This is a genomic window from Gammaproteobacteria bacterium (assembly GCA_011375345.1).
In the GTDB taxonomy this organism is placed as follows: domain Bacteria; phylum Pseudomonadota; class Gammaproteobacteria; order DRLM01; family DRLM01; genus DRLM01.
Window position 1 is genome coordinate 1 of the sequence record DRLM01000069.1, and the last position, 26353, is coordinate 26353.

General features: G+C 63.3%; 25 protein-coding genes. 15 read left to right on the forward strand and 10 right to left on the reverse strand.

Annotation, left to right across the window (positions count from 1 at the left end):
- Positions 1-985, forward strand: a 985-nt coding sequence (locus ENJ19_04900) for an ABC transporter ATP-binding protein (protein ID HHM05065.1), incomplete at its 5' end; no start/stop codon positions are given.
- A gap of 87 nt (positions 986-1072) precedes the next feature.
- On the opposite strand, the gene ENJ19_04905 is transcribed toward ENJ19_04900, so the two are convergent.
- Together ENJ19_04905 and ENJ19_04910 are read right to left on the reverse strand one after the other, a co-directional pair.
- Positions 1073-1753, reverse strand: a complete 681-nt coding sequence (locus ENJ19_04905) for a cytochrome c4 (GenBank protein HHM05066.1) — start codon at positions 1751-1753, stop codon at positions 1073-1075.
- A gap of 452 nt (positions 1754-2205) precedes the next feature.
- Positions 2206-2979 carry a serine protease gene (locus ENJ19_04910; GenBank protein HHM05067.1) on the reverse strand — a complete coding sequence of 258 codons (774 nt, stop codon included), beginning with the start codon at positions 2977-2979 and terminating at the stop codon, positions 2206-2208.
- Between the two features lie 140 nt (positions 2980-3119).
- Between ENJ19_04910 and ENJ19_04915 the strand changes: the two genes are divergently transcribed.
- From ENJ19_04915 to argF, 5 genes are all read left to right on the forward strand, one after another.
- Complete coding sequence (locus tag ENJ19_04915) at positions 3120-4553, forward strand: VanZ family protein (protein ID HHM05068.1); 1434 nt, start codon at positions 3120-3122, stop codon at positions 4551-4553.
- A gap of 1108 nt (positions 4554-5661) precedes the next feature.
- The gene (locus ENJ19_04920; protein ID HHM05069.1) at positions 5662-6045 is read left to right on the forward strand and encodes a hypothetical protein; all 384 of its coding nucleotides are present in this window, start codon (positions 5662-5664) and stop codon (positions 6043-6045) included.
- Positions 6046-6236: 191 nt separating this feature from the next.
- Complete coding sequence (locus ENJ19_04925; protein ID HHM05070.1) at positions 6237-6656, forward strand: isoprenylcysteine carboxylmethyltransferase family protein; 420 nt, start codon at positions 6237-6239, stop codon at positions 6654-6656.
- 115 nt (positions 6657-6771) lie between these two features.
- Entirely contained in the window at positions 6772-7965 is a 1194-nt protein-coding gene (locus ENJ19_04930; protein HHM05071.1) for an acetylornithine transaminase, read from the forward strand.
- Between the two features lie 22 nt (positions 7966-7987).
- Positions 7988-8893, forward strand: a complete 906-nt coding sequence (argF, locus tag ENJ19_04935; GenBank protein HHM05072.1) for an ornithine carbamoyltransferase — start codon at positions 7988-7990, stop codon at positions 8891-8893.
- 33 nt (positions 8894-8926) lie between these two features.
- Here the strand turns inward: argF and ENJ19_04940 are convergent, their stop codons facing one another.
- Together ENJ19_04940 and ENJ19_04945 are read right to left on the reverse strand one after the other, a co-directional pair.
- Complete coding sequence (locus ENJ19_04940) at positions 8927-11113, reverse strand: acyl-[ACP]--phospholipid O-acyltransferase (protein ID HHM05073.1); 2187 nt, start codon at positions 11111-11113, stop codon at positions 8927-8929.
- An 18-nt stretch (positions 11114-11131) separates the two neighbouring features.
- A complete protein-coding gene (locus ENJ19_04945; protein HHM05074.1) occupies positions 11132-11689 on the reverse strand; it encodes a TetR/AcrR family transcriptional regulator in 558 nt (185 codons plus the stop codon).
- Positions 11690-11915: 226 nt separating this feature from the next.
- Here ENJ19_04945 and ENJ19_04950 point away from each other — a divergent pair, with 226 nt between their 5' ends.
- From ENJ19_04950 to ENJ19_04980, 7 genes are all read left to right on the forward strand, one after another.
- Complete coding sequence (locus tag ENJ19_04950) at positions 11916-12284, forward strand: SDR family NAD(P)-dependent oxidoreductase (GenBank protein ID HHM05075.1); 369 nt, start codon at positions 11916-11918, stop codon at positions 12282-12284.
- A 39-nt stretch (positions 12285-12323) separates the two neighbouring features.
- On the forward strand, positions 12324-12770 hold the full coding sequence (locus ENJ19_04955) for an SDR family NAD(P)-dependent oxidoreductase (protein ID HHM05076.1): 447 nt from the start codon (positions 12324-12326) through the stop codon (positions 12768-12770).
- Positions 12771-12952: 182 nt separating this feature from the next.
- A complete protein-coding gene (locus ENJ19_04960; protein ID HHM05077.1) occupies positions 12953-13486 on the forward strand; it encodes a peroxiredoxin in 534 nt (177 codons plus the stop codon).
- Positions 13487-13731: 245 nt separating this feature from the next.
- Positions 13732-14442, forward strand: coding sequence for a pirin family protein (locus ENJ19_04965; GenBank protein ID HHM05078.1), 711 nt, complete (start codon positions 13732-13734; stop codon positions 14440-14442).
- 100 nt (positions 14443-14542) lie between these two features.
- Complete coding sequence (locus tag ENJ19_04970) at positions 14543-15349, forward strand: PhzF family phenazine biosynthesis protein (protein HHM05079.1); 807 nt, start codon at positions 14543-14545, stop codon at positions 15347-15349.
- 51 nt (positions 15350-15400) lie between these two features.
- Complete coding sequence (locus tag ENJ19_04975; GenBank protein HHM05080.1) at positions 15401-16186, forward strand: sulfite exporter TauE/SafE family protein; 786 nt, start codon at positions 15401-15403, stop codon at positions 16184-16186.
- Between the two features lie 106 nt (positions 16187-16292).
- Positions 16293-18065 carry a radical SAM protein gene (locus ENJ19_04980; GenBank protein ID HHM05081.1) on the forward strand — a complete coding sequence of 591 codons (1773 nt, stop codon included), beginning with the start codon at positions 16293-16295 and terminating at the stop codon, positions 18063-18065.
- A gap of 45 nt (positions 18066-18110) precedes the next feature.
- On the opposite strand, the gene ENJ19_04985 is transcribed toward ENJ19_04980, so the two are convergent.
- Positions 18111-19217: a PilT/PilU family type 4a pilus ATPase gene (locus ENJ19_04985; GenBank protein HHM05082.1), complete on the reverse strand. Its 1107-nt coding sequence runs from the start codon at positions 19215-19217 to the stop codon at positions 18111-18113.
- Positions 19218-19348: 131 nt separating this feature from the next.
- On the opposite strand from ENJ19_04985, the gene ENJ19_04990 reads away from it, so the two are divergent.
- Complete coding sequence (locus ENJ19_04990) at positions 19349-20083, forward strand: DUF547 domain-containing protein (GenBank protein HHM05083.1); 735 nt, start codon at positions 19349-19351, stop codon at positions 20081-20083.
- A 112-nt stretch (positions 20084-20195) separates the two neighbouring features.
- Positions 20196-21626: a mercuric reductase gene (locus tag ENJ19_04995; protein HHM05084.1), complete on the forward strand. Its 1431-nt coding sequence runs from the start codon at positions 20196-20198 to the stop codon at positions 21624-21626.
- 47 nt (positions 21627-21673) lie between these two features.
- Here the strand turns inward: ENJ19_04995 and ENJ19_05000 are convergent, their stop codons facing one another.
- The 5 genes from ENJ19_05000 to ENJ19_05020 all read right to left on the reverse strand — a co-directional run bounded on the left by ENJ19_05000 (position 21674) and on the right by ENJ19_05020 (position 25234).
- On the reverse strand, positions 21674-22117 hold the full coding sequence (locus ENJ19_05000; GenBank protein HHM05085.1) for an excinuclease ABC subunit A: 444 nt from the start codon (positions 22115-22117) through the stop codon (positions 21674-21676).
- Positions 22118-22181: 64 nt separating this feature from the next.
- Complete coding sequence (locus tag ENJ19_05005; protein ID HHM05086.1) at positions 22182-23411, reverse strand: beta-ketoacyl-ACP synthase; 1230 nt, start codon at positions 23409-23411, stop codon at positions 22182-22184.
- Between the two features lie 2 nt (positions 23412-23413).
- Positions 23414-24139: a 3-oxoacyl-ACP reductase FabG gene (gene fabG, locus ENJ19_05010; protein HHM05087.1), complete on the reverse strand. Its 726-nt coding sequence runs from the start codon at positions 24137-24139 to the stop codon at positions 23414-23416.
- Entirely contained in the window at positions 24136-24594 is a 459-nt protein-coding gene (locus ENJ19_05015) for a 3-hydroxylacyl-ACP dehydratase (protein HHM05088.1), read from the reverse strand. Before ENJ19_05015 ends, fabG begins: the two co-directional genes overlap by 4 nt.
- 10 nt (positions 24595-24604) lie before the next feature.
- On the reverse strand, positions 24605-25234 hold the full coding sequence (locus tag ENJ19_05020) for a DUF3261 domain-containing protein (GenBank protein HHM05089.1): 630 nt from the start codon (positions 25232-25234) through the stop codon (positions 24605-24607).
- Between the last annotated feature and the right edge of the window lie 1119 nt (positions 25235-26353).

A 26353-nucleotide genomic window follows, 5' to 3' on the forward strand; every position in this document is an offset into this window, starting at 1 on the left:
CAGCCTGCACGTAAACAAAGGTTGCATCGCTTGTCTGCTGGGTTCCAGCGGCTGCGGCAAAACCACTGTACTACGTGCCATCGCCGGTTTTGAACCTGTCACCCAGGGCGAAATCGTGCTGGACGGCAGCATCGCCTCGCGTCCCGGCTTTACCCTGCCGCCGGAAAAACGCCGCCTGGGCATGGTGTTCCAGGACTATGCGCTGTTTCCCCACATGGATGTCACCCACAATGTCTGTTTCGGCCTGCGCGGCATGTCAAGCACCGCCAAGCGGAACACCGCTGCCCAATTGCTCGCCACCGTCGGCCTGGCCGACTTCGGCGGGCGCTATCCCCATGAACTCTCCGGAGGCCAACAGCAACGCGTCGCCCTGGCCCGCGCCTTGGCGGCACGACCGGCGCTGATCCTCATGGATGAACCGTTTTCAAACCTGGACGTGGAGCTGCGGGAGCGGCTGGGACTGGAAGTGCGCGATGTATTGAAGGAACACAATATCGCCGCGGTGTTGGTGACTCACGATCAGCAGGAAGCGTTCGCCTTGGGCGACATGATCGGCATCATGCAAAACGGCCAGGTGATCCAGTGGGACACACCGTTGAACATCTATCACGAGCCGGCAAACCGCTATGTCGCCGACTTCATTGGTCAGGGTGTGTTTCTGAGCGGGACCGTGCTCACGCCGGACAGCATTCAAACAGAGGTGGGCGTCATCAGCGGCGACCGGGCCTACCCCTGGGAGCGCGGCAGCAAGGTGGACGTGCTGTTGCGGCCGGATGACGTGCTACACGACCCAAAAAGCAGCCTGCAGGGCAATATCGTCAAAAAAGCGTTTAAAGGCGCCGAAATTCTCTACACCCTGCGCCTGGCCACAGGCACGACTCTCCTGGCGCTGTTCCCCAGCCATTATGATTACCCGGTGGGCGAACGGGTGGGATTGCGCATATCCGCCCATCATCTGGTGGCCTTTGTGCAGGAGGCGGGGTAAGCGCCGTTCCCGCGCAAAAACCACGCTGCTCTGACAAATGAGAAGCGGGCCAGGGGCCCGCTTCCATCACGGTTCGGCGCGCGCCTTTTACAGCAAGCCGGACAAATAATTAGCCAGGGCTTCCATCTCCTCCTCCGACAGGCCCTTGGCGATATTCGCCATCATGCCCGCCGGATCGTTGCTCCGCAGACCGCTTTTGAAGTCTTTGAGTTCCTTGATGATGTAGTCGCGGTGCTGACCACCGATCACCGGGAACTGCGCCACATTGGGTGCCTTGCCATTCCCGCGCTCACCGTGACAGTTGACGCAACCGTAGACATTCTTTTCGGGAATGCCCTCATAAAAAATCTTTTCGCCGACTTTCGCTTTTTTCTTGTCGACAGGCGCCAGCGGCTCCTTGGCCTTCTTCTGCTGGGAGAAGTAAGCACCGATGTCCTTGGCGTCCTGCACGCTGGCTACCATGGCCGCCATACCGGCCATGGTGTCGTTGTTGGCGCGCAAGCCTTTTTGGAAATCGCGAATCTGCTTGACAATGTAGTCAGCATACTGGCCGGCCAGCCGGGGAAACGTGGCATCGGCGCTGTTGCCGTCAAAGCCGTGACATCCCCCACACAAGCCCGCTTTGGCCTCCCCGGCTGCGGGATCACCTTTGGTTCCCGCCTGCGCAACACCCCCAACACCCAAAGACATCGCGAGCACGACCAACCAAACTTGCAAAGTTTTCTGCATCATTTTACCCCCTAGTGAGAACGGGAACCGTCCCCGCATATCCCCTACCTTCCAGTCTGGAAGCGCTTAACATATTACAAGCTCTTTCCTCAACGTCAATCCGACGTATTGTACGGTCTTTCGCCACTTCCGGAAACACCTCGGTCTCCCCGCCGAAAAGCCGAGCCCCCCTGCTGTTCGGGCACCCGGACAATACCAAAACAAACGTCGGTGGATTTTACATTGGCCCGTCTGGCGCACCAGCCCTGTTGCAGCTCGCAATGTTAATTTTTATAAAAAACATGTCCTTAAAAAACTTGGCCTACCCCTTGCTTGAGAGTAGGCCGAGATTGGGTCTCAGTGGTTGGTTGTGATTCACAGGCTTAACCGCCTGCTTGGTATCAACAACAATAAAAGACACACAATAACTACATACAATAAGAAGAAACTCCAGGCGGCCTCCGGGCCGCCTTTGTTTTGGCACACACAAAAAGCCACGCACCAGCCCGCGCCTACGGCGCCAAGCCCGCTTTTTCAATGAGTTCCTTCGCGTACTTAACCGGAATAGCATAGGTGATCCCGCTGGGATTTTCCAACATTGCTTCTTTGCTCCCTTTTACAAACACCTTGTTGATGATCCCGATCACTTCACCCGTTTCCGGGTCATACACGGGGCTGCCGCTATTGCCCGGATAGGCGGTCGCATCCAGCTGGAAAACCGTGTAGGGAGAGCGCAATCTTCTGATCAGCGCCGGATTCAAATCGCGGCCTCTGAGCAGAGGAACGGCGATAGGGGTGACCGCCGACACTATCCCATGGTGGGTGACCGGGTAGAGCCCCAACACAGTGCCGATCGGAAAGCCGGTGAATGCGTACAATTCACCTTCGCGCACCTGGTCCGCATCCCCCAGGCGCATGGCAGGCAAAGGCGCGTCGGATATTTTCAGCAGGGCCAGGTCATGCACCGGATCGGTGGCCACCCGCGCGGCGATGCGCACATTGGATCGTCCGCCGGGAATGAGCACGGCGAGCTGCTCCTTGCTGGACACATCCAGCACCTTGGGCAACACATGGTCATTGGTGATGACATGCCGTCCGTCGGCCACCACAAAACCCGTGCCTGCCAGCCGTGCCGGTGGCCGGGACGTGGGGGCATACACGCCCACACCGACAATGCTGGGTTTGATCCGCCGGACCGTGTCCGCCAGCTCCGCGCTTGCGAGAGACGGGTTCAACGCACCAGCCGAACACACCAGAAACACCACCAGCGAAAACCACTGCCGCATGACCCGCACCTTCAATTTGCCACATGCTGTCTCAAGACTACACCCCGGCCGGCCACCATGCTACTGCCGGGCGGTGCATTGGCATAAAATATCTGATCCTTAAGAGGGCCCGCGTGAAAACGGGCAAGAGGCGATAGCGCGTGAACGAACGATCCCCTTACAAACTGGCGGGGCTGACGGGGCTCGCTTATATGCTGTTTATCATCTATGGCAGCTTCGTCCCGTTTGCTTTCACTGCCAAACCCCTGGCCGAGGCCTGGATGAACTTCAGACACATCGGCGACAGCGGGCTGACCGCCTCACGGACCGACTTCGCCACCAACGTCATTTTGTATATTCCCCTGGCTTTCCTGTTGTGCAGCGCCTGCTGGAGGGTGACCCACACCGCCGCCCGGGTGCTGCTGCCGCTGATCGTTTTTGGCGTTTGCGCCCTGGTGACGGTAGGCATCGAATTCCTGCAGCAGTTTTTCCCGCCCCGCACTCCGTCCATCTATGACATTTACGCCAATCTGGCCGGCGCCGGCGCCGGGGTGATGCTGGCCTGGCTGCTGGGCACACGATTTGTTTCCTGGGTGTCACACTGGTCGCAGCTGCATCGCACCGGCGGCATGGCGCAAAAGCTGTTGTATGCCTATGTGCTGGTGATTTTCGCCTACAGTGTGCTGCCGCTGGACCTGACCATCAGCCCCATAGAGCTGTTCCACAAGTGGCGGGAGGGGAGGGTGAATCTGATACCGTTTGCCTTCGGCTACGACAGCACGGCAAGCGCTTTTTACCAGCTGGCCACCGATGCCGCCCTGTGGGTTCCGGTGGCGATGCTGTGCCGGCTGACGCGAAAATCACGCCAGCGCAGCTTTGCGTTTGTTGTCGGCGCGGCGACCGTGCTGGAGCTGGCCCAGTTGTTCGTTTACTCGCGCGTCACCGACACCACGGACATTGTCACGGCCATGGCGGGCGGCGGGCTGGGGGTGGCGGCGGCGGATATGTTGTCCCGCTTCGGATGGCTCAAACTGGACGCATCCCAAACACCAGCGCGTCAGACCCATCTCACGCTGTGGTGGACCCTGGCGCTGGGCGCCTGGCTCATCACCCTTGCCGCCCTTTTCTGGTTTCCCTTCGATTTCCGCACAGAAAGAGCATTCCTGCTTGAAAGGAGCAAGCACATCAACCTGATCCCCTTCGCCAGCTACTACTTCAGCACCGAGTTTCGCGCCGTCACGGAAATCATTCACAAGCTGGTGTTTTTTGCGCCGCTGGGAGCTTTGCTGGCGTGGCCGGCGATGCGGTTACGGTTTTCGAAATGGCATGGGCCTTACATCGCCGGCGCCATGGCGGTACTCGCTGTTACGCCCGCGATGATCGAACTGGGACAACTGGCGCTGCCCGGGAAAGTAGTGGACGTTACTGACTGGGGCCTGAGCCTCACCGGAGGCCTGGCGGGCTACTGGGCGGCGCGGGCGCTGCACCGGCACCGCCGCCGGACCCAGGCCTTTCAGCGCCAGCCAGAACGGCCATTGCGCCAGCACCACCAAAACCAAAAACGCCCCATGGGCAATCAAATAACGCGCCAGTAACTCAATACCGTCCGCAAGGCTTTCCCGGTTGGTGCTGAGCAGAAACTGCTGGGCGGAAAACACCTGCCCGTATTTGTTGACGGCCTGCTCGGTCCCCAGGTAGAAGAGCCCATAGGCCACCGGAAAGGAAGCCAGCGCCAGCAAAAAAACCCATGCGCTGTTGGCCGTAAAACGGCGCCGGTGAACCAGATAATAGGCCAGCAAAGTCCCCGCAAACCCCAACACCAGCACCCACAGCGCCAGCGCCAGGCTGGCCAGGATGCCACCGCCACCTGCCATCAGTTCAGTCAGATTGTCGGTGGCGGCGGCTTCCACCACCACGTAATGGCTGACGGCCAGAAACAACACCGCCACCAGCGCGCCGTATCCCGCATTGTCCAGGCGCCTGGGGTAATAGCGGTCCGTCACCAGCAACACCCAGGCGACGGCGGCTATCAGGGTCACCGGAACCAGGGCCAGGGCCACGAACCGGCCCAGGGTTTCCCATTGCCACGGCCAGTCCAGAACCGGCGATCCCACCAGATCGTGGATGCTCTCCTCGGGAACGGCATACCAAAGCATCAGCCAGGCTGCTGCGGCCGTGATGATCAGCAACAAGGGCACCAGCCGCGCCACCCACCGTTTGCCATCGGTAAACAGCGCAGCCAGCAGAACGGGCACGCCAAACAGGCCGTACACCGCCCCCAGCAACAGCACGGGCGTGACCCACATGGCCCCACCGGCAAACAGCTCGACAATATTGTAAGGCACACCCGGCGCGTTCGCCGCCACCCAGCCACCCAGCACGAACATCACCATGGCCGCGCCGACTGCCCGCAAGATCGGTTTGTTGATATGTGTCATTGGAGTCCTGTGCTACAGCCCACTGACGCTGAACCCTGCCGTCCGGCGCCCACCCATTCTCCCTGGGATTCCACCTTTCCATGGTACCGCAATCCGGGCGATTCCACAGCGGCCTGTCCCGGACGCCTGCCCGCTCAGCCATCGCCTCACCGGGCAACTGCCGCTATACTGCGGTCTTCGTTCCGGCTGGCGCCCAGGTCCGGTCCGCGGTGTGGCGCTGCCTGTATCAGGCCGCCCGGCCTCAATCACTTCAGGAGTCCACAACATGCCCGTACAAATCAAGCCTTTCGCAGCCCTGCTCTGCGGCACTTTGTTCGCCTGCTCCGCCTTCGCCGGCGCGCCCGTGAAAAAAACCATCGAGGAACTCTACCAGGACAAAGCCGTACTGAGCGGCCAACAGGTTCAGGTTAGCGGTGAGGTGGTCAAGGTCACCAACGGGGTGATGAAACGCAATTTCCTTCACCTGCAAGACGGCACCGGGCACCAGGGCAGCAATGACCTCACGGTGACCAGCCAGGACACCGCCCACATCGGCGACCGGGTGGTGATCACCGGCACCGTGGCCACCGATGTGGATTTCGGCATGGGCTACAGCTACCCGCTGCTCGTGGAAAAAGCCACCATCGCCAAAGCCGCAACCGGACACTGAGTTCAAGCCCCTCTATTGTGGCGGGTGGCAGGCCTCGCGCCACCCGCTTGCATCGCTGCCCCCTCGACAACCCCCCACCCCTTGTTGGTATCATCCAATAGTTGAGCATTTTTATTAACTATTGGGAGGATTCCTTGGATCTCGACGCTGCCCACCACAGTCGCTGGCGTACTGCCGACGCAATTTTTGGCATGAGCCTGATACTCGGTTTCGGCCTGGAGTTTTGGTGGCCGCTCACCTTCACCCATGTCATCGACCGCGAGCTGCTGCATGTCCTCGGCGCCCCGCTGCTGTTGCTCGGCAGCGCGCTGATTTATATGGCGAAAAGGGAAATGGCGCGGCATGGCCAACCGTCCGAGCCGCACCAGGCCACCGCCCGCATCGTGACCAGCGGTCCGTTCAAATACTCCCGCAACCCCCTCTATACCGGCCTGCTGCTGGCCTATCTGGGCCTGTCCGTGGGTACCGATATGCCCTGGTGGACCCTGTTGTTCATCCCCACCATGTTCGCCACCCGCGCCGTCCTCATCGCACCGGAAGAGCGTTATCTGGAACACAAATTCGGCCAGGACTATCTCGCCTACAAACGCGCCGTGCGGCGCTGGTTGTAAACCCTTCCCCAGCGCGGGCCCGCCCCGTTTGCCCGGCAAAATAAACGGCGCTATCATTACTCTCCTGCCCGGCAGCCTCTTTGCGCTGCCGGTTTGCTTTTTGGGGTGTATTTTTATGTCACAGGCCTTGATGTCCAATTACGCCCGCCTGCCCGTGGGTTTCACGCGGGGGGAAGGCGCTTATCTTTGGGATGACGCGGGCAGGCGCTATCTGGATGCCCTCGGTGGCATCGCCGTATGTGTGCTGGGTCACGCCCATCCCGCTCTGGCCGACGCCTTGTGCCAACAGGCGCGGACACTGACCCACACCTCAAACCTCTACCGCATCCCCAAACAAGAAGAATTGGGCGCGCGCCTCACCGCGCTGACCGCCATGGACAAGGCGTTTTTCTGCAATTCCGGCGCCGAGGCCAATGAAGCCGCCATCAAAATGGCCCGCCTGTACGGCAGCCGCAACGGCATCAACACGCCCACCATCATTGTCACGGAAGGCAGCTTCCACGGCCGCACCCTGGCCACCCTCACCGCCACCGGCAGCCGCAAGGCCCAGGCCGGTTTCGAGCCCCTGGTGCGCGGTTTCGTGCGGGTGCCCTTCAACGACCTGCAAGCCATCCGCACCGTGGCGGAAAACAACCCCGAAGTGGTGGCGGTGCTGGTGGAACCCATCCAGGGCGAGGGTGGCGTGAACATGCCCGACGACGATTACCTGGCCGGCCTGCGCGCCCTGTGCAATGAACACGGCTGGCTGATGATACTGGACGAAATCCAAACCGGTGTCGGCCGCACCGGCCGCTGGTTCGCGCACCAACACGCCGGCATCCGGCCCGACATCATCACCCTGGCCAAAGGCCTGGCCAACGGCGTGCCCATCGGCGCCTGCCTGGCGCGGGGGGACGCAGCGACGCTGTTCCAGCCCGGCAGCCACGGCACCACCTTTGGCGGCAATCCCCTGGCCTGCGCCGCGGCCCTGACCACACTCGATGTGATCGAAAAAGAAAATCTGGTCGCCCGCGCCGGGGAACTGGGCAACCGCATGCTCGGCGGATTTCGCCGGCGCCTCACCGACTGCGAAGGCGCCGAATGCAAACTCACCGACGACATCCGCGGCCGCGGCCTGATGATGGGGATTGAACTGGAACGCCCCTGCGGTGAACTGGTGACCCAGGCGCTGGCACAGGGCCTGCTGATCAACGTCACTGCGGAACGGGTGATACGCCTCTTGCCCCCCTTCATATTGAGCGACGAACAAGCGGACGAGATCGTGGCACAAGTCAGTGATCTGGTCACCGCCTTTGCGCGCCAGGACTAATCTTTTCCACGAGGGTCCGCCAATGGAACCGCGTCATTTTCTTTCTTTGCATGATCTGGACCGGGACACGCTGCGCCGCCTCATCCGCCGCTCCACCGAGCTGAAAACCCTGCACGCCCGCGGCGAAATGTACACGCCCCTGCAACACAAAGTGCTGGGCATGATTTTCGAAAAATCGTCCACCCGCACCCGCGTGGCATTCGAAACGGCCATGATTCACTTCGGCGGCAGCGCCATTTTTCTCTCCCCCCGCGACAGCCAGCTGGGCCGGGGCGAGCCCATCGAAGACACCGCCAGGGTGCTGTCGCGCATGGTGGACCTCATCACCATCCGCACCTTTGAACACGACAAACTCGAACGTTTCACGGCCCACTCCCGCGTGCCCGTCATCAATGCCCTCACCGACCGCGAGCACCCCTGCCAGCTCTTGGCCGACATGCAGACCTTTTTCGAACACCGGGGCGATATCCGCGGCAAAACCGTGGCCTGGCTGGGCGACGGCAACAACATGTGCCACTCCTACATCCACGCTGCCGAACGCCTGGAGTTCGCCTTGCGCATCGCCTGCCCCCCAGACTATCTGCCGGATGAGGACGTGTTAGACAGCGGCAAGGGTCACGCCGTGCTGGTGGACGATCCCCACGCCGCTGTGGAAGGCGCCCATCTGGTGGTCACCGATGTCTGGGCCAGCATGGGCCAGGAAGACGAACAACACACCCGCAACCAGGCTTTCGCGCCCTATCAGGTCACCGCCGGACTCATGGCCCTGGCCCATCCCGACGCCCTGTTCATGCACTGCCTCCCCGCCCACCGCGGCGAGGAAGTCAGCGCCGAAGTCATCGACGACCCCCAAAGCGTGGTGTGGGAGGAAGCGGAAAACCGGCTGCATACCAAGAAAGCCTTGCTGGAGTATTTGCTGGCGGAGTGAGCGGAAGCCGGGTTCCGCCAGGCGCCATCCGGGCTATTGCTTTGTTGTTGTGACCACCATCGGCGGCACCGGTTGTTCATCCAACAACTCACGCACCGCCCCATAATCCACTTTCCCGCTGCCCAGCACGGGCATCACCCTCGTCACTGCCACCCGCCGCGGCACCATCAGCTCGCCCGCGCCTTCCTGTTTTGCAAACGCCGCCAGTTGTTCGCGCGTGGCCCCCCCTTGCGTGGTAAGCAGGGCAATGCGCTCGCCTTTGCGTGGATCGGGCAGGTTGATGGCGGCATGCAGGGCCTTGGGCCACAGGCGCGCGGCCAGGTCTTCGACGGCGGCGAGGGAGACCATTTCACCGCCGATTTTGGCAAAGCGTCTGGCGCGGCCCAGCAGCCAGACGAAGCCGTCGTCATCGACACGGGCGATGTCGCCGGTGTCATACCAGCCGTTGCCGCGCGTGGCGGCCGGGGGCTCCAATACGCCGGGACGCCCGGCGCGCAAATAGCCCAGCATGATGTTGGGACCGCGCACCAGCAAACGCCCCCCTGCACTAACGCCGGGCACGGGCTCCAGTTCGTATTCAATGCCGGGAATCAAGCGGCCGACGCTGCCGGCACGGAAATCCATGGGGGTGTTGACGGCAAGCACAGGCGCGGTTTCGGTGGAACCGTAGCCTTCCAACACGCGCAGGCCGAATTTCTCCGCCCACACCCGCCGCGTTTCGTCGTGCAGTTTTTCCGCCCCGGCAAAGACGTAACGCATGCTGTAGAAGTCATAGGGGTGGGCATAACGGGCGTAGCCGGCGAGGAAGGTATTGGTGCCAAACAGGATGGTGGCGTTTAAATCATAGGCCAGTTCGGGAATGATGCGGTAGTGCAGCGGGTTGGGATAGAAAAACGTTTTCATGCCGGACAGCAGCGGCAGCAGGGTACCCGCTGTCAGACCGAAGGAATGGAACATGGGCAGTGCATTCAAAATAATGTCTTGGGCGTTGAAGTCCAGGCGCGCCGCCAACTGGGCGCGATTGGCCAGCAGGTTGGCATGAGACAGCACAACACCCTTGGGCACGCCTTCCGAACCGGAGGTAAACAACACCACGGCGGGATCCCCCGCTTGGGCGCGGCGGCTCAAATGGTTGTACGCGGTTCTGGCAAACAGCGCACACCACACACCGCGCAACCTGTCGCCCGCTTGCAGACGGTCGCGGAGGTCTTCCAGATAGACCATGCGCAAGCGCTCCTCCAGACGCTCGATCAACGCCGCCAGGCGGGCCATCTGCACAAACCGCCGGGACGTCACCACGATGCGCAGCTCCACCGCTTGCGCCGCCGCCAGCACGTTGCGCGCGCCGGCGGAAAAATTCAGCATGGCGGGCACACGGCCGTGCACCTGCAAGGCAAACAGCGCCGCCACCGTGTTGACGGTGTTGGGCAACAACAGTCCCACCCGTTCACCCCGCGCCGTGTCCCCCGCCAACACCCGGCCCAGTACGAAAATGCGGCGAATCAGACCATCGTAGCTCACAGGCCGGCGCTCAACGTCTTCCATCACCAGGCGCCTGCCACCATGGCGCCGCCGGGCATCCAGCAGGGCCTCGAACAGGGTGTGCCGGTAATCGCTGGTGACGAAGATCATCTCCGTCATCAGGTCCGCCAGCAGCCGCCCGGCTGCCACCCGCCGCGCCCGGCCGCGCACCGCGGTGGGAATCAACAAATGCCGGGGCGGCAGGACGGTAATGCGAATGCGGGGAAACCAGCGCAGGCGCTCGCGTCCGCGCAGGCGGGAAAAAGGGCTCAGCTGCGCGCCGTCGATGCGCACGGGCAGCAAGGCCGCCCGGGACCGGTCCGCCACCAGGCCGGGGCCTTGGTAGATTTTCATCAGCGAACCGGTCACGGTAATGCGCCCTTCGGGAAAAATCACCGCCTGGCGGCCTTGCTGAACAAACTTCACCAGACCGCGAATGGAAAACGGGTTGGCAGGCTCCATGGGGAAGTGATCCACCCAGGCCAGAGCCAGGCGCACCCACCAGCGGCGGGCAACGCCCGCGTTGACGGCGAAAGTGAGATGACCGGGCAGAAACGCAAACAGCAGCGCCGCGTCCAGATAAGAAGTGTGATTGGCGACAATCAACACCCGCCCGCCCGCCTGACGGCAGTGCGCCAAACCGTGCACCTCCACACCATAGAGCCGGGTCAGCAGCCAACGCAGAATGAGTTTTATCAGGGTCACGCCGTTCTCCGGTCAGGCTGTGCTCAACCCGCGCAAGTAATTCCTGACCAGGGAATCGACCAGCTCGCGCACCGATTGAACCCCGGCGGCGGAAAAACTGCCGGTCAGCGACAGGGTGCACACCCCGTGCACACCGCTCCATAAGGCACGTGCCGCCACAACGAGTTCGGTGGGGGATTTGTCCGGCACCACCGGCGCCAGGCGCTCCTCCACCAAGGCAAACATGCGCCGCACCTTGGCTTGATAGCCTCCGGGCAGGGCCTCCCCTTGCGGACGGCGGAACTGAAACACGGCATCCCAAAGCCCTTGATGCCGGCCGGCAAAATCAACATATGCATGGGCCAGCGCCAACACACCGTCTTCGCCCTGGGCGCCATCCGCCCGCTGCCGCAGCGCCTGATACAAAGCATCCAGCGTGCGGCCGTTCATGTGCAGAATCAAATCATCGAGATTGCGGAAAACCAGGTACAAGCTGCCCACGGTGTAACCCATGCCCGATGCGATTTTCCGGGCGCTCAGCCCCGCCAACCCCCGTGCGGCCACAATGGCCTCGGCGGCCTGTAAAGCCATCTCCCGGATTTCATCCCGGCTGTGATCGCTGCGCCGTCCCAAGTAAGCTCCAGGTTCCCGTCCGGTCTGTGAATGACAAAGGAAGAGTCTAGCACAAACTAAACGATGTTCAATTATCGTGACAGACAACTTGTGAGATGCTTACATTCATCCCGCCATGAACAGGCCTGCCGGGGACATCGGACAAGCCCTCTGCCAGCGCCACAGCACCAGGAGCAACACCACCATGAACGTACTCATCACCGGGGCCAACCGCGGCATCGGCCTGGCTTTCGTCAAACATTATCTGGAACAGGGCGGCGAGGTATGGGCCTATTACCGTCGCGATCACCACGAGCTGCCCGCTTTGAACCACCCGCGTTTGCACCCACTGCAATGGGATGTGCGACAAGACCCGGCGCCGGGTTTTGCCGACGCGGCGGGGCTGCCGGATGCCATCGACTTGCTCATTATTAACCCGGCAATCAAACAGGTCGTCCTGAGCTGTTTGATTGCCGCCCGCGAAATACGGGCGCCATTGTGCGAAATGGCTGGTATTTCGCGGGCTCGCATTGACTTGCGCCAATGGCGGCACATCCCTGTGCCGCACCATTAACCCGACAATCCTAATTGCCGGGTTAATAACAATGCGGGGATCTACGGCCCGAAAAAAGAACAGGGCCAAAGCCTGAGTGGCGTGACGCCAAAAACCATGCTGGAAGTCTTCGACGTCGACTGCGCCGGCCCGTTGCGGGTGGTGCAAACCCTGCTCACACGATTGCGGCGGGCGCGGGGCACCATTGCCAATGTAAGCTCGAAAATGGGCTCTTCGGCGGACAACAGCAGTGGCGGCTGCTATGCCTACCGCGCCGCCAAAGCGGCCTTGGTGATTGTGTCCAAATCCATGGCCATTGATTTGGCGCCGGACGGCGTCCGGGTGATCACCCTGCACCCCGGCTGGGTACGCACGGACATGACCGGCCACGGCGGACTGATCGACGCCGCGACTTCCGCAGCGGGCATGGCGCGGGTTATCGCCAGGGCCGACCGCTATGAACCCGGCGCATTCGTGGCTTTTGACGGGAAAATCGTGCCTTATTGAGTCCGGAGGTGACCCCGACGGCGGTTTTACCGTAGAATGCCGCTTTGGCAGAATTTTGAGCCAGGCAGCAAGGCCCCTACATGCGTTGACCGCCTTGCTGCCCGGGCCGTCTCAGCGGCCCGACGGGGCGGGCCGGCGGGCCCGGCGTTTTGATCTTGCATACGCGGCGGGGGAATATACGCATGACACGCATGCTCAAAGCTTGTGTCCTGGGATTGTTGATGGCCTTTGCGGGAACGGCGGCCTGCGCCAGCCCGGCGGTGGGCGAAGCGGCACCGGAATTCTCGCTTCCGGACCAGAGCAACACCACTCACAATCTGGCCGACTACCGTGGCAAATGGGTGGTGGTGTATTTCTACCCCAAGGACGGCACATCGTCCTGCACCGAGGAAGCGTGCAGTTTCCGCGACAGCCTGGACCGTTTTAAGTCCATGGGCGCCGAAGTCCTCGGCATCAGCCTGGATGATGTGGAAAGCCACGCCCTGTTCGCGGAAAAAAACAAGCTGAACTTCCCCATTCTGGCCGACACCAGCGGCGCAACGGCGCAAAGCTACGGCTCCTACTGGGAATTCGGTCCCCTGCGCGTGGTGCGGCGGCAGACCTTTCTCATCGACCCGGAAGGCAAAGTGGCCAAGGTCTACCACAAGGTTTACACCGACAGCCACACCGGCCAGGTCATCAAAGACTTGCAGGCGCTGCAAACAGCCTCCAACTAGGGGCCTGTCGGGTTTACAGCTCAGGATCATGGGCTTTGGCGAGTGCCAAAGCCCTTCGCTTTTTTCCGCTTCAGCGCCAATGACGGCACACCCCTGCGCCGCGCCATCAAGCCGCTGCAACCGCGCCGCCGTGCGTTTTTTCAAACACCGGCTCACCTCGCTGCATACCGTTTGGTAGCTGCTTTTATCAGAAAACCATTCATGCCAGCAACAGCCAGCAGGGAACGATGACTAAGGAGCCTTCCATGGCCACCACGATCCACCGGGCCGATACTCGCGGCGGCGGCGATCAGGGCTGGCTGCGCAGCCGCCACACCTTCAGCTTTGCCGACTACCACGACCGCGAACGCATGGGCTTTGGCGCGCTGCGGGTGCTCAATGACGATCTGGTGGCTCCCGGCGCCGGCTTTCCCACGCACAGGCACCGCAACATGGAAATCGTCTCCATCCCGCTGAGCGGCACCCTGCACCACAAAGACAGCACCGGACGCGACGAAGCCTTGCACCCAGGCGAGGTACAACGCATGTCCGCCGGGACGGGCATCACCCATTCGGAATACAACGCCTCCGCCACCGAGCCGGTGAATTTTCTGCAAATCTGGGTGCGGCCCAAAACCCGGGACATTCCACCCGACTACGAGCAGCGGCCCTTCCCGGCGGTGGGCCGGCAAAACCGCATCCAATTCATCGTCGCCCCCAAGCGGCGTGATGGCGCCCTGGACATCCAGCAGGATGCCTGGTTCGCCCTGGCGGATATTACCGCCGCCAACACCCTGCGTTACGCCATGCAGCGCCCCGGCAACGGCGTTTACGTGTTTTTGATCGACGGCGGCCTGGCCGTGGCGGGCGAACAGATGAACAAGCGCGACGGCTTGGGCGTATGCGGCGCTGACGAGCTGACCTTGACCGCGCGCGGCAACGCCCGGGTTCTGCTCATGGAAGTGCCCATGCTGTAGCCGGGCAGCAACAGCTTTGGCTCTCGCGGAGCGGCCCTCCGCCAACCATGCCGTCGTGTTACGCTGTCGAGACGGGCCTGACCGCCAAAGAATAATAACCATGACGCTGCCCCTTTTCATTGTGGACGCTTTCACCTCCCGCCCCTTTGGCGGCAACCCTGCCGCCGTGTGTCTTCTCGACGCGCCGCCTTGTGACGATGCGTGGCTGCAGGCGGTGGCGGCGGAGATGCATCTGTCCGAGACCGCGTTCGTGCTCGCCCGCGATGACGGTTTCGATTTGCGCTGGTTCACGCCCACGCTGGAGGTCGATCTGTGTGGCCACGCCACCCTGGCGGCGGCTCATGTATTGTGGCAGGAAGGTCGCCTCCCCGCAGACGCGCCGGCGCGCTTTCACACCCGCAGCGGCCCGCTCGCCGCGGTCAGACAAGACGACATGATCGAGCTGGACTTTCCCGCCGAGCCCGCGGCCACGGTGGCCGCGCCGCCCACGCTGGCCGGGGCCCTGGGCAGCGGGTGGCTGTACTTGGGCAAGAACCGCTTCGACTATCTGGTCGAAGTGGACAGCGCGGAAACGGTGCGCAAGCTCCAGCCGGACTTCGCCGCCCTCGGCGCCATTTCCGCCCGCGGCGTCATGGTCACGGCCCGGGACGAGAGCGGCCGCTACGACTTCGTTTCGCGCTTTTTCGCACCGGCTGCCGGCATTCCCGAAGACCCCGTCACCGGCTCCGCCCACTGCTGCCTGGGACCGTTTTGGCGCAAGCGGCTGAACAAGGACGAGCTGCTGGCGCAGCAATGCTCGGCCCGCGGGGGCGTGGTGCGGATACGCCTTGCCGGTGACCGTGTCTTGCTGGGCGGCCAGGCGGTCACGGTACTGGCGGGCCGCTTGCGCTGTGATCACCCCGCTTGACCCGGCGCCCGCCCCGACGCAAACCAGGCTGCAAAGGCACAACGATAAAACGTGGAATACTTTTTTTACTTCTCCCTGGGTGCCTTCGCCGGCCTCGTCGCCGGCCTGCTGGGCGTGGGCGGGGGATTGATCATCGTGCCCGTCCTGACCGGCGTGTTTGTGAGTCAGGGCTTGCCCGAAACCGCCATCATGCACCTTGCCGTAGGCACATCGCTGGCCACCATCGTGTTCACCTCGCTGTCTTCCATCCGCGCCCACCACCGCCACGGCGCGGTACGCTGGCCAGTGGTGGCCGGCCTGGCGCCGGGCATCGTCGGCGGCGCCTGGGGCGGCGCCGCACTGGCCGAGGCCCTGCCCGGCGCTCTTTTGCGCGGCCTGTTCGGCCTGTTCGAGTTTTATGTCGCCGTTCAGATGCTGCTCAACATCAAACCGCGGCCCAGCCGCGGCCTCCCCCGGGGTGTCGGCCTGATGGGCGCGGGAAGCCTGATCGGAGCGCTGTCCACCCTGGTGGGCATCGGCGGCGGCACACTCACGGTGCCCTTTTTGCTGTGGTGCAATGTCCCTGCGCGCGAAGCCATTGCCACCTCCGCAGCCTGCGGACTTCCCCTTGCCCTCGCGGGCAGCCTGGGGTTTATTGTCGCCGGCTGGAATGCGCCGGATTTACCCGCCGCCAGCCTGGGCTATGTCTATTTGCCGGCGCTGGCGGGCGTGGTCGTCGCCAGCGTCTTTTTTGCGCCCTTGGGCGCGCATCTGACCCACAAGCTGCCCGCGCCTCACATCAAACGCGCCTTCGCCGGATTGTTGTTGATGTTGTCAGCCTATATGCTGCTGGGCTGACGCCTGCGCCCTTGACAACAGACCCCAGACCTTTAGATTAAGCGGCAGCAGCGGAAAGAAGCTTCTTCCACCGCCGCACCCACCCAAGCCAAACGGGGGTTTCGCAATGACCGGTGGCCAGACATCTTCCAAAGTTTTCCGGCTGATACTCATCAAACCTTCCCACTACGACGACGAGGGCTACGTCATCCAGTGGCTGCGTTCTTCCATTCCCGCCAATTCCCTGGCCACTGTTTACGGCCTGGCGCTGGATTGCGCCGAGCGCAAGGTGTTGGGTGAAGATGTTGAGATCCGGCTTGCCGCCCTGGATGAAACCAACACCCGCATCAAAGTGGACGACATCGCCGCACAAATCAAAGCCGGCGGCGGCTCAGGCCTGGTCGGCCTGGTGGGCGTGCAATCCAATCAGTTCCCCCGCGCCATGGACCTGGCCAGAAAATTCCGCGCCGCCGGTGTGCCGGTGGCCATGGGCGGATTTCACGTGAGCGGCTGCCTGGCCATGTTGAATGAGATGCCCGCCGATTTGCAGGAGGCGGTGGATGAGGGCATCAGCCTGTTCGCGGGCGAACTGGAATCCGGGCGCCTGGACAGCCTGTTGCGGGATGCCTACGCGGGCCGGCTCCAACCCGTGTACAACTACATGTCCGACCTGCCCGGCATAGGCGGCGAAGCCCCGCCGTTTCTTCCCATTGGCGTCATCGAAAAAACCGCCGGCAAGCGCGCCAGCTTCGACGCCGGGCGCGGTTGTCCTTATCTTTGCAGCTTTTGCACCATTATCAATGTGCAGGGCCGCCGCTCCCGCTACCGCAGCGCCGACGACGTGGAACGCATCATCCGCAAACAACTGGCCCAGGGCGTCCATAACTTTTTCATCACCGACGACAACTTCGCCCGCAACCGCGACTGGGAAACCCTGCTGGATCGCATCATTCACTTGCGGGAAGTGGAAAAGCTCAACATCACCATCATCATTCAAGTGGACACCATGTGTCACAAGATTCCCCGCTTCATCGAAAAAGCGGGCCGCGCCGGAGTGACGCGGGTGTTCATCGGCATGGAAAATATCAACCCCGATGCCTTGCAGGAAGCGCGCAAAGGCCAGAACCGCATCACCGAGTACCGCGCCATGCTGCAAGCCTGGCACAGCGTCGGCGCACTGACTTATGCAGGTTATATCCTGGGTTTTCCCGGCGATACACCCGAAACCATCGAACGCGACATCAAAATCATCCAAAGAGAACTGCCGGTGGATCTGCTGGAATTTTTCATCCTCACGCCACTGCCCGGTTCGCGCGATCACAAAGAACTCCTGGAAACCGGCCAATACATGGACCCGGACATGAACAAATACGATCTCGAACACGTCACCACCCGCCACCCCACCATGTCGCCGGAGGAACTGAAGCGGGTCTATCTCAAGGCCTGGGACATTTACTACTCACCCGGTCACGTGGCAACCGTCATCCGCCGCGCCAAAGCCTGGGGCTTTGACCCCCGTCACATGATGATCAAGCTGCTCTCCTTTTACGCCTGCATCAAACTGGAAAAGATGCACCCTTTGGAAGGCGGCCTGTTCCGGCGCAAGTACCGCCGCGACCGCCGCCCCGGTTTTCCCACCGAAAACCCGCTGGTGTTTTACAGCCGCTACCTGTGGGAGCTGCTGGACAAATACACGCGCTTCGCCGTGATGACGTTCCAATACAAAGCAATACTGCGCCGGGTGATGAAGGAAACCGATGATGCGCTGGCCGGTGATGTGGCCATGATGCCCGTGGCCGAGGATGAGCTGGAAAAACTGGAACTCTACAACGTCACCGAAGCGGCCAAGGTCTCGGTCAAAAAAATAAAGCGCCACAAGAGCGCGGCGCCGGCGCTCTGACAGACACCGGCAAGGTCACAAGCCAGGACATGAGAGGCAGGGCGGTCACCCCCCCTCACCCGCCAGGGCCCACTCCGCTGCCTGCGCCGCCCCCTGTTCCAGCTTGATCATCAAACGCACTTCGTTGCTGGAATCGGCGTGATGCAAAGCCTCGTCATAGCCGATCTCACCGGTTTGATACAACTCAAGCACCGCTTGGTCAAAGGTGCGCATGCCCAGCCCGCCTGAGCGTTTCATCAGACTTTTCAGCTCATCGAACTCCCCCGCCCGGATGAGATCGGCGGCCAGCGGTGTGTTCAAGAGCAACTCCACCGCCACCCGCCGCCCCTGGCCGGTCGCCGCGGGAATCAAACGCTGGGCCACGATGGCCTTCAGATTCAAGGACAGATCCAACAACACCTGCTCGCGCCGTTCCCGGGGTACAAAATGAACCATGCGCTCCAGGGCCTGCACGGCGTTGGCCGCATGCAGGGTGGACAGGCACAGATGGCCGGTCTCGGCGAAGGTGAGAGCCTGCTCCATCACCACGCGACTGCGAATCTCTCCCACCACAATCACGTCCGGCGCCTGGCGCATGGCATTGCGCAGGGCCACTTCAAAGGAATCCGTGTCCAGGCCCACCTCCCGCTGGGTGATGATGCAGCCTTGGGACGGGTGGATGAACTCGATGGGGTCTTCGATGCAGACGATGTGCTCCGCCGCGTGGCGGTTGCGATGACCCACCATGGCCGCCAGGGTGGTGGACTTGCCGGCGCCCGTGGCCCCCACCACCAGCACCAGGCCGCGGGGCGCCAGGCTCAGCCCGGCCAGTTCAGGGGGCAGGTGCAGATCAGCAAAAGCGGGTATGTCAGTCTGGATACGGCGCAGGACCATGCCCAAGCGGCTTTGATGCTGGAACACATTGACCCGGAAACGCCCCAGGCCCGGCCGCTCCAGGGCGAAATTGGCCTCCCGTGTGGCGGCGAACTCCGCCTGCTGGGTCTCATCCATGGCCTCTTGCACCAGGGCCAGGCTGCCCGCAGCATCCAACACCGTCTCACAGAGCCGTGAGATCCGGCCATGGGCCTTGATGCTGGGGGCAGCCCCCGCGGTGATGAACAGATCCGAGGCGCCGCAACGCACGGCCTCGCGTAGCAGGCTTTCCAGGGTCATACTCCACTCCCTCATTATTGTTATCGTTCAGCGGGTACGCGCGCCCGGCCGACAGCAGACAGTATACCTGGCTTGTAAGGACGCCGGCATTGGTGCGACGAACAAGCCGCTGTTACTGTGGACTCACCGCGATGAAAACATTGTTGTTTCTCCTCACTTGCGCCCTGACCGCGCCCCTGGCGGCGGCGGAGCCGGACTGGCGCGCCTATGCCGACGTGCTGCAGCGCCATGTCAAACCGGGTCGGATCCATGGCGTGGACCTCAAGGTGGTGAACTACACGGCGCTCAAGGCGGACCCGGACTGGCACCGCACCGTGGCCGCTCTGGCCGCCTTCGACCCTGCCACCCTGGTGAACCGACAGGAGCGCCTGGCCTTTTACATCAACGCTTACAACATCCTGGCCATCAAAACCGTGGTGGACAACTGGCCCCTGACCAGCATCAAAGACGCCGGTGGCTGGCTGCAACCGGTGTGGCAACGCCCCGCGGGCAGCGTGGGCGGGCACACCGTGACCCTGCACCATATCGAACATGAGGTGCTGCGGCCCATGGGCGAGCCGCGCATCCACATGGCCATCGTCTGCGCCTCGGTCAGTTGTCCCGATCTGCGCCCCGAACCCTACCGCGGTGCGCAACTGGACCGGCAACTGGACGAACAAACGCGGGCGTTTCTGAACAACCCCCAAAAAGGCCTGCGCCACCAGGGCGGAGACGTGCACCTGTCCCGCCTCTTCGACTGGTTCGAGGACGACTTCCAGGCCCGGGGCGGGGTGGCCGCTTTTGTGCGGCGCCACCGGCCGGGCCTGCCCGCCGCCTTTGACTACGACGCCGACCTGCCCTACGACTGGGCCCTGAACGGCCATTGAGAAACAAGCGCGTATGCCCCCTGCCCTGCGTGAGCGACGGGCAGCCGCCCCGGGGGGGCGATCACGTCGGTCCTACGATTCATTTCCAACAGCACCATAAGGATCACCAAGCATGAGCCATCCCGAATACGATCTGTGCGTCATCGGCGGCGGCGCCGCCGGCCTGGTGGTCGCCGCCGGCGCCGCGGCCTTGGGCGCCAAAGTCGTCCTGGTGGAAAAGAACCGGCTGGGAGGCGATTGCCTGTGGTACGGCTGCGTGCCCAGCAAGGCCCTGCTGCAGTCGGCCAAAGTGGCCCATCTGGCCCGCACGGCCCGGCGCTTCGGCGTGCAGGTACCACCCCCCCAGGCCGACATCGCCGCGGTCATGGAACGGGTGACCGCCGTCATCCGGGCCATAGCGCCCAACGACAGCCCGGAGCGCTTCCGCGCCATGGGGGTGGACCTGGTGTTCGGCAACGGCGCCTTCAGCGACCCCCACCGCTTTGTGGCGGGTGACCGCACCCTCACCGCGCGCCGCTTCGTCATCGCCACCGGCAGCCGGCCCTTCGTGCCCCCCATCGCGGGCCTGGATGAAGTACCCTACCTCACCAACGAGACGGTGTTTGCCCTGCGCGAGCCGGTGGCGCACTTGATCGTGCTGGGCGGCGGCCCCATCGGCGTGGAAATGGCGCAGGCCTTCGCCCGCCTCGGCAGCCGCGTCACCGTGGTGCAGCGCGGCGCGCAGGTGCTGGACAAAGAGGACAGCGACGTGGCCGCCGTGCTGCAAAACCGCCTGCGGGACGAGGGGCTGACCCTGGCTTTGAACCAAAGCGCAGTGCGGGTGGAGGGGAGCGCCGGCGAAGTCCGCCTGCGGCTCAAAAGCACCGCCGGCACGGAAAGCGACGTGCAGGGCAGCCACCTGCTCATCGCCGTGGGCCGCCGTCCCAACAGCGAAAACCTGGGCCTGGATCAGGCCGGCGTCGCCACCCGGCGGGGCTGGATCACCACCGACCGGCGCCTGCGCACCTCCCAGAAACACATCTACGCCTGCGGTGACATCACCGGCCCGTACCTGTTCACCCACATGGCCGAGCACCAGGCCGGCGTGGTGCTGCGCAACGCCCTCTTTCACTGGCCCGCCAGGGTGGAACAACGGGTCGTCCCCTGGTGCACCTACAGCGACCCGGAAGTGGCGCGGGTGGGCGTTTCGGAAACCGAAGCCAGAAAACGGGGCCTGGCCCACGAGGTGTACCGCTTTTCGTTCCGCGACATCGACCGCGCCCAGGCCGACGGCGACACCGAGGGCTTTGCCAAGCTCATCACCGACCCCAAAGGCACCCTGCTGGGCGTCACCCTGGTGGGGCCCCACGCCGGCGACATCATTCACGAATACGTGCTGGCCATGGCGAAAAACATGAAAGCCAAGGATTTGTCCGGCGTCATCCACATCTACCCCACCCTGGCGCAAATCAACCGGCGCCTGGCCGATCAGCGCCTCAAGGCGGGGCTGACACCGACGGCGAAAAAGTGGATGAAACGCTTGTTTGGCCTGCGGGGGGGCTGACATTCAGGCCGGGAGCGGCGGGAACCGCTCCCGCACAAAACCCCCGTTCAGGGCAGCTTGACCACCGTGCCGATCAAGGCCACGCCGGCCAGAAACGTGCCCGCGCCGCATTCGTATTCGGTGGCGCTGGAGTATTCCTGGCTTTTGTAGTTACTGCGGATATTCACCACCGCGTTGCCGCCCTCCCTGAGCGCCCGTTTCTGCAGTTGCACGATGGCGGACAAAAAAGCCCACTCGCAGGCGCGCTGGTCGGACTTGTTGAAGGCGTTGGTTTTCTTGTTGGTGCGGAATTCACCAAAACGCTGCACCACATCACCGTAGGGCTGGTCGCCAAAAAAGAAGCGGACATTGGGATCCAGCCTGGCCAGCGCGTCTTCGGTGGTCATCGCATCTTCTATGGGAAACCTCAGCCGCTCATCCCGGGCCATGGCCGACGTGGCGAAAAGCGACAATACCAGCGCCGCAATGATCGCAAGCGATTTGTTCTTCATGATGAACTCCCCATGTCGTGTTGCTGCCGGCACCACACCTGCCGGAGTGAATAAAACGGCCGCTTCAAGCAGGCCACCGTTTGAAAATCAAAGAGGTGTTGATGCCCCCGAAAGCGAAGTTGTTGTTCATCACATACTCGCCCTGCACATACCGCCCCTCACCCATGATGTAATCCAGCTCACCGCACCGGGGATCAGGATTTTCCAGGTTCAGCGTGGGCGCGAACCAGCCGCTGTTCATCATCTGGATGCTGGCCCAGGCCTCCACCACGCCGCAGGCGCCCAGGGTGTGGCCCAAATGACCCTTCAGGGAACTGAACGGCGTGCGGCAGCCGAAAAGCGCCGCGGTGGCGGTGGATTCGGCCCGGTCCCCCTGCTCCGTCGCCGTGCCGTGGGCATTGACGTGAACGATCTGGGCGGCATCTATACCGGCATCCGCCAGGGCCAGTTCCATGGCGATGCGCATGGTCCCGGAACTGGGCTGGGTCACGTGACCGCCGTCGGAATTGGTACCGTAGCCCACCACTTCGGCCAGGATGGCCGCGCCCCGTGCCCGGGCGTGGTCCAGCTCCTCCAGCACCAAAGTCCCCGCGCCTTCGCCGATCACCAGACCGTCGCGGTCCCGGTCGAAGGGTCGCGGCGTAAGCTGGGGTTCATCGTTGCGGGTGCTGGTGGCGTACAAGGTGTCAAACACCGCCGCTTCAGTGGGACACAGTTCCTCCGCCCCGCCGGCGAGCATGATGGTTTGCCTGCCGTAGCGGATGGCCTCATAGGCGGCGCCTATGCCCTGGCTGCCCGAGGTGCAGGCGGTGGAGGTGGCAATGATACGGCCCCGCAGACCGAAGAACATGCCGATGTTGACGGCCGTGGTATGGCCCATCATGCGGATATAGGTGGTGGCGGTGATACCGCTCATATCACCGTTCACCAGCATGCTGCCGAAATCCGTCACCGCGTCGGTGCTGCCCGTGGACGAACCGTAAGCCACCCCCACCCGGCCGCTTTGCAAAACGGGGTCACCCAGCAAACCGGCGTCTTGCAGGGCCTTCTCGGCAGCGTACGTGCCCATCAGGGACACCCGGCCCATGGTGCGGGTTTTCTTGCGGGAATAGTGGGCGGGCGGCTTGAAATCCGACACCGGCCCGCCGAGACGGGTGTTGAGATCCTCATAACGGTCCCACTCGGGCATGACCTTGATACCGCTGACCCCGTCTTTGAGGTTCGCCGCAAAGGTCTCCCAGTCATGGCCCAGGGAAGTCACGACACCGGCACCGGTCACCACTACGCGCTTCATGGTCAAAACATACCGCCGTTCACAGAGATCACCTGCCGGGTAATATACGCCGCCTTGTGGGACATTAAAAAACTCACCAGGCCGGCCACCTCCTCCGGCCGGCCCACCCGGCGCATGGGCACCATTTTCAAAGCCTCTTCCAGGGGCGCCTCATCCAGCATGTCGGTGGCGATCAGGCCCGGCGCCACGCAATTTACCGTGATGTCGCGCTTGGCCAGCTCCACCGCCAAGGCCTTGCAGGCGCCGATGATGCCGGCTTTGGCGGCGCTGTAGTTCACCTGGCCCCGGTTTCCCATCAGGCCGGAGACCGACGACAGGGCAACGATGCGGCCGGGCTGCCGGCGCCGCACCATGGGCATGATAAGGGGGTGCAGCACATTGTAAAAACCGTCCAGATTGGTGTGGATCACGCGGTCCCAGTCCTCCTCCGTGAGGGCGGGAAAGGCGGCATCCCGCGCCAGGCCGGCGTTGCACACCACACCGTAATAGGCGCCGTGAGCCTCCACATCCGCCGCCAGCGCCGCGGCGGCCGCGGCCCGGTCCGCCACATCGAATTGCACAATGCGGGCGCACCCGCCGCGGCTCTCGATCCCGGCCTGCACGGCCTCAGTGGCGGCCCGCTGAGTCCGGCAGTGCAAGACCAGCTCAAAGCCGTCCGCGGCGAGTTGCTCGGCGATGGCGCGGCCGATGCCCCGGCCCGACCCGGTGACCAAAACAGTTCTTGTCATGTTGCGAACACGTCTTCTGGATTGTCGGGCTGCACCGCTTTCACTTCTGCCTTGGCGAGCAGCGTTCCCCCATCGCGGATTTCACAGTCAAACGCCGCGATTTCGGCCTCATCGCGAAAGATGCTCTCGACCCGTACCGTCACCACCTGGCGCGGGCGGAAATACGGCACCCGGGCGGCATACTCCCTGGCGCCCAGCAAAAAACCAATGCGAACGGGCTCACCGCGGCGCCTGGCCCTGATGCCCGCGTAGGCGCCAATGGCCTGGGCCATGTACTCTATGCCCACCCAGGCGGGAACGCTGCCATCGTCCAGGGCGAACAAAGACGGTGCGGCGTGAGCGACCCGGGCCTCCAAAAACCCCTCCCCCCAGTCGGTCACCTCATCTATCAAGATCATGGGCGCGGCGTGGGGCAGGAGTTCGGCGACATCTCGAAACAAGGGCTGGGCAGGCATGAAGCAAAACTCATTGCCCGGGAGACAGTATCGCGCTGTCGACGGTCAAACTATAGCCATGGGGATAGTTGACCATTTCAACGCGCCCCTGCCAGGGCTCATCGGTGCTGTAGCGCAGTTCGGCCACCGCCCGCTCAGCGTAAAACACCACGCGCCGGCGGCGCTGCTCCTCGATCCGCCACCCGCCCGCACCCGCCCGGCCATTCAGCACCGCCGCCGGCCAGTAAATCATTTGCATCGCTTCGAGCATCATGGCGGGGGGGAAACTGTCCGGCGCCGCGGCCCCTTTTTCAAATCTGAGCACCCGGCCATTGTAGCGCAATGACGCCACCCGTTGTCCCAACGGGGTAAGCAGCACCACCTGCAAGCCCTGCCGGTTCACTTCCACCGCGGCGTCAAACACCCGCCGGTGGCCTCCCAAGCGGGCCTGCACCCGCTGCTGGGCCGCCAGCGTCCGCCCCAGGGTGTGCGGAGGCAGTGGTTCCCATGCCGGCACCGCAGATTCCGGCGGGCCAAGGCCGGCGCAGGCGGACAACAGCAGCGTCATCACCGGCACCTGCCAACGCCACGCCAGGGCACGCAAGCTTCTCCCCACAGGTTCAGACCCGGCCCAGACGCGCAAGCGGCGCCAGCAGCACATTGAAGAGGCTGCCCAGCAGCACGGTGATTCCAAAAGCCTGCACCATGGGTGTGGAACTCAAAGACAGCAGCCCAAAGGACAAGGCGCTGGTGAGCGCCGACAACAATACCGCCAAGGCGCAGGCCGGGTTTCCCTCAGCGCTGCTGTGCAGAAAAATGCTGTAGTCCATCCCCAGGCCCAGGATCAAAAACAAGGCGAACACATGAAACAGCCCCAGCTCCACGCCGGACGCCACCAACACCGCCAGGGTCAGGAAACTGGCCACCAGCACCGGCAACAGCAGCGCCAGCGCCCGCAGGCGGCGGTAACACGCCAGCAACAGCAAGCCAACAACCCCATAGGCCGCCCCCAGGAGTCGGGTGGCCGCCGCCCGCTGGGCATCCAGTGCGGCGGAGATGTCTGCCACATTGTCCACGAAATACACCCCGGACGCTGACTCGGCCAGGCGGCGCAGCGGCTCCAGCTCATTGACGCCCCTGAGCACGATGACAGTGGCGTAGCGGCCGTCGATGTCCCCCAGCCACAAGCGGCGGAGTTCCCGGGGCAGGGCCGCCATGGCGGCATCCACAGCCAGGTAAGCGTCTTGGGCCGCGGCAAAGACCGCCCGGTGTTGATCCATGGCCGGCCCCTCAAACCCCACCGCCGCCATGTAGCGCCAGACGGGACCGTCTGCGCCATAGAGCCCCGCTTTCAGCGCACGGTAATTGGCTGCCTGCCGCTCAGCAGAGGGCAGGTAGTCGGAAAGCGCCGTGAAGCCACCCAGCGCACCCCGCTGCACCACCGCGCGCAATTCCCCGGTCAAGGCCTCGGACTTTTCCAGCACCCCCTGGGCGCTGGAGGCCGTCACCAGAAAGTATTGGTTGGCGGCATCCCGGCGCACCACGTCGCGCACCACCGCTTCTTGCGCCGCCAGTTCCGGCGGCGCCTGGTACAGCGCCCGGATGTCGGAGGTCCAGCTCAGGGCTGCGAACGACAGCGCCGCCGACAGGGCCGGCATGGCCAAAGCCACCCCCCACCGGGCACGCTCACCCAGGCGCGCCCACAGGCGGGTGGGAAAGCGCGCCAGCAGCGACAATGCGCCGGGCCGGAGCGGCGCTCCGGCGCGGGCCAGCCACGGCA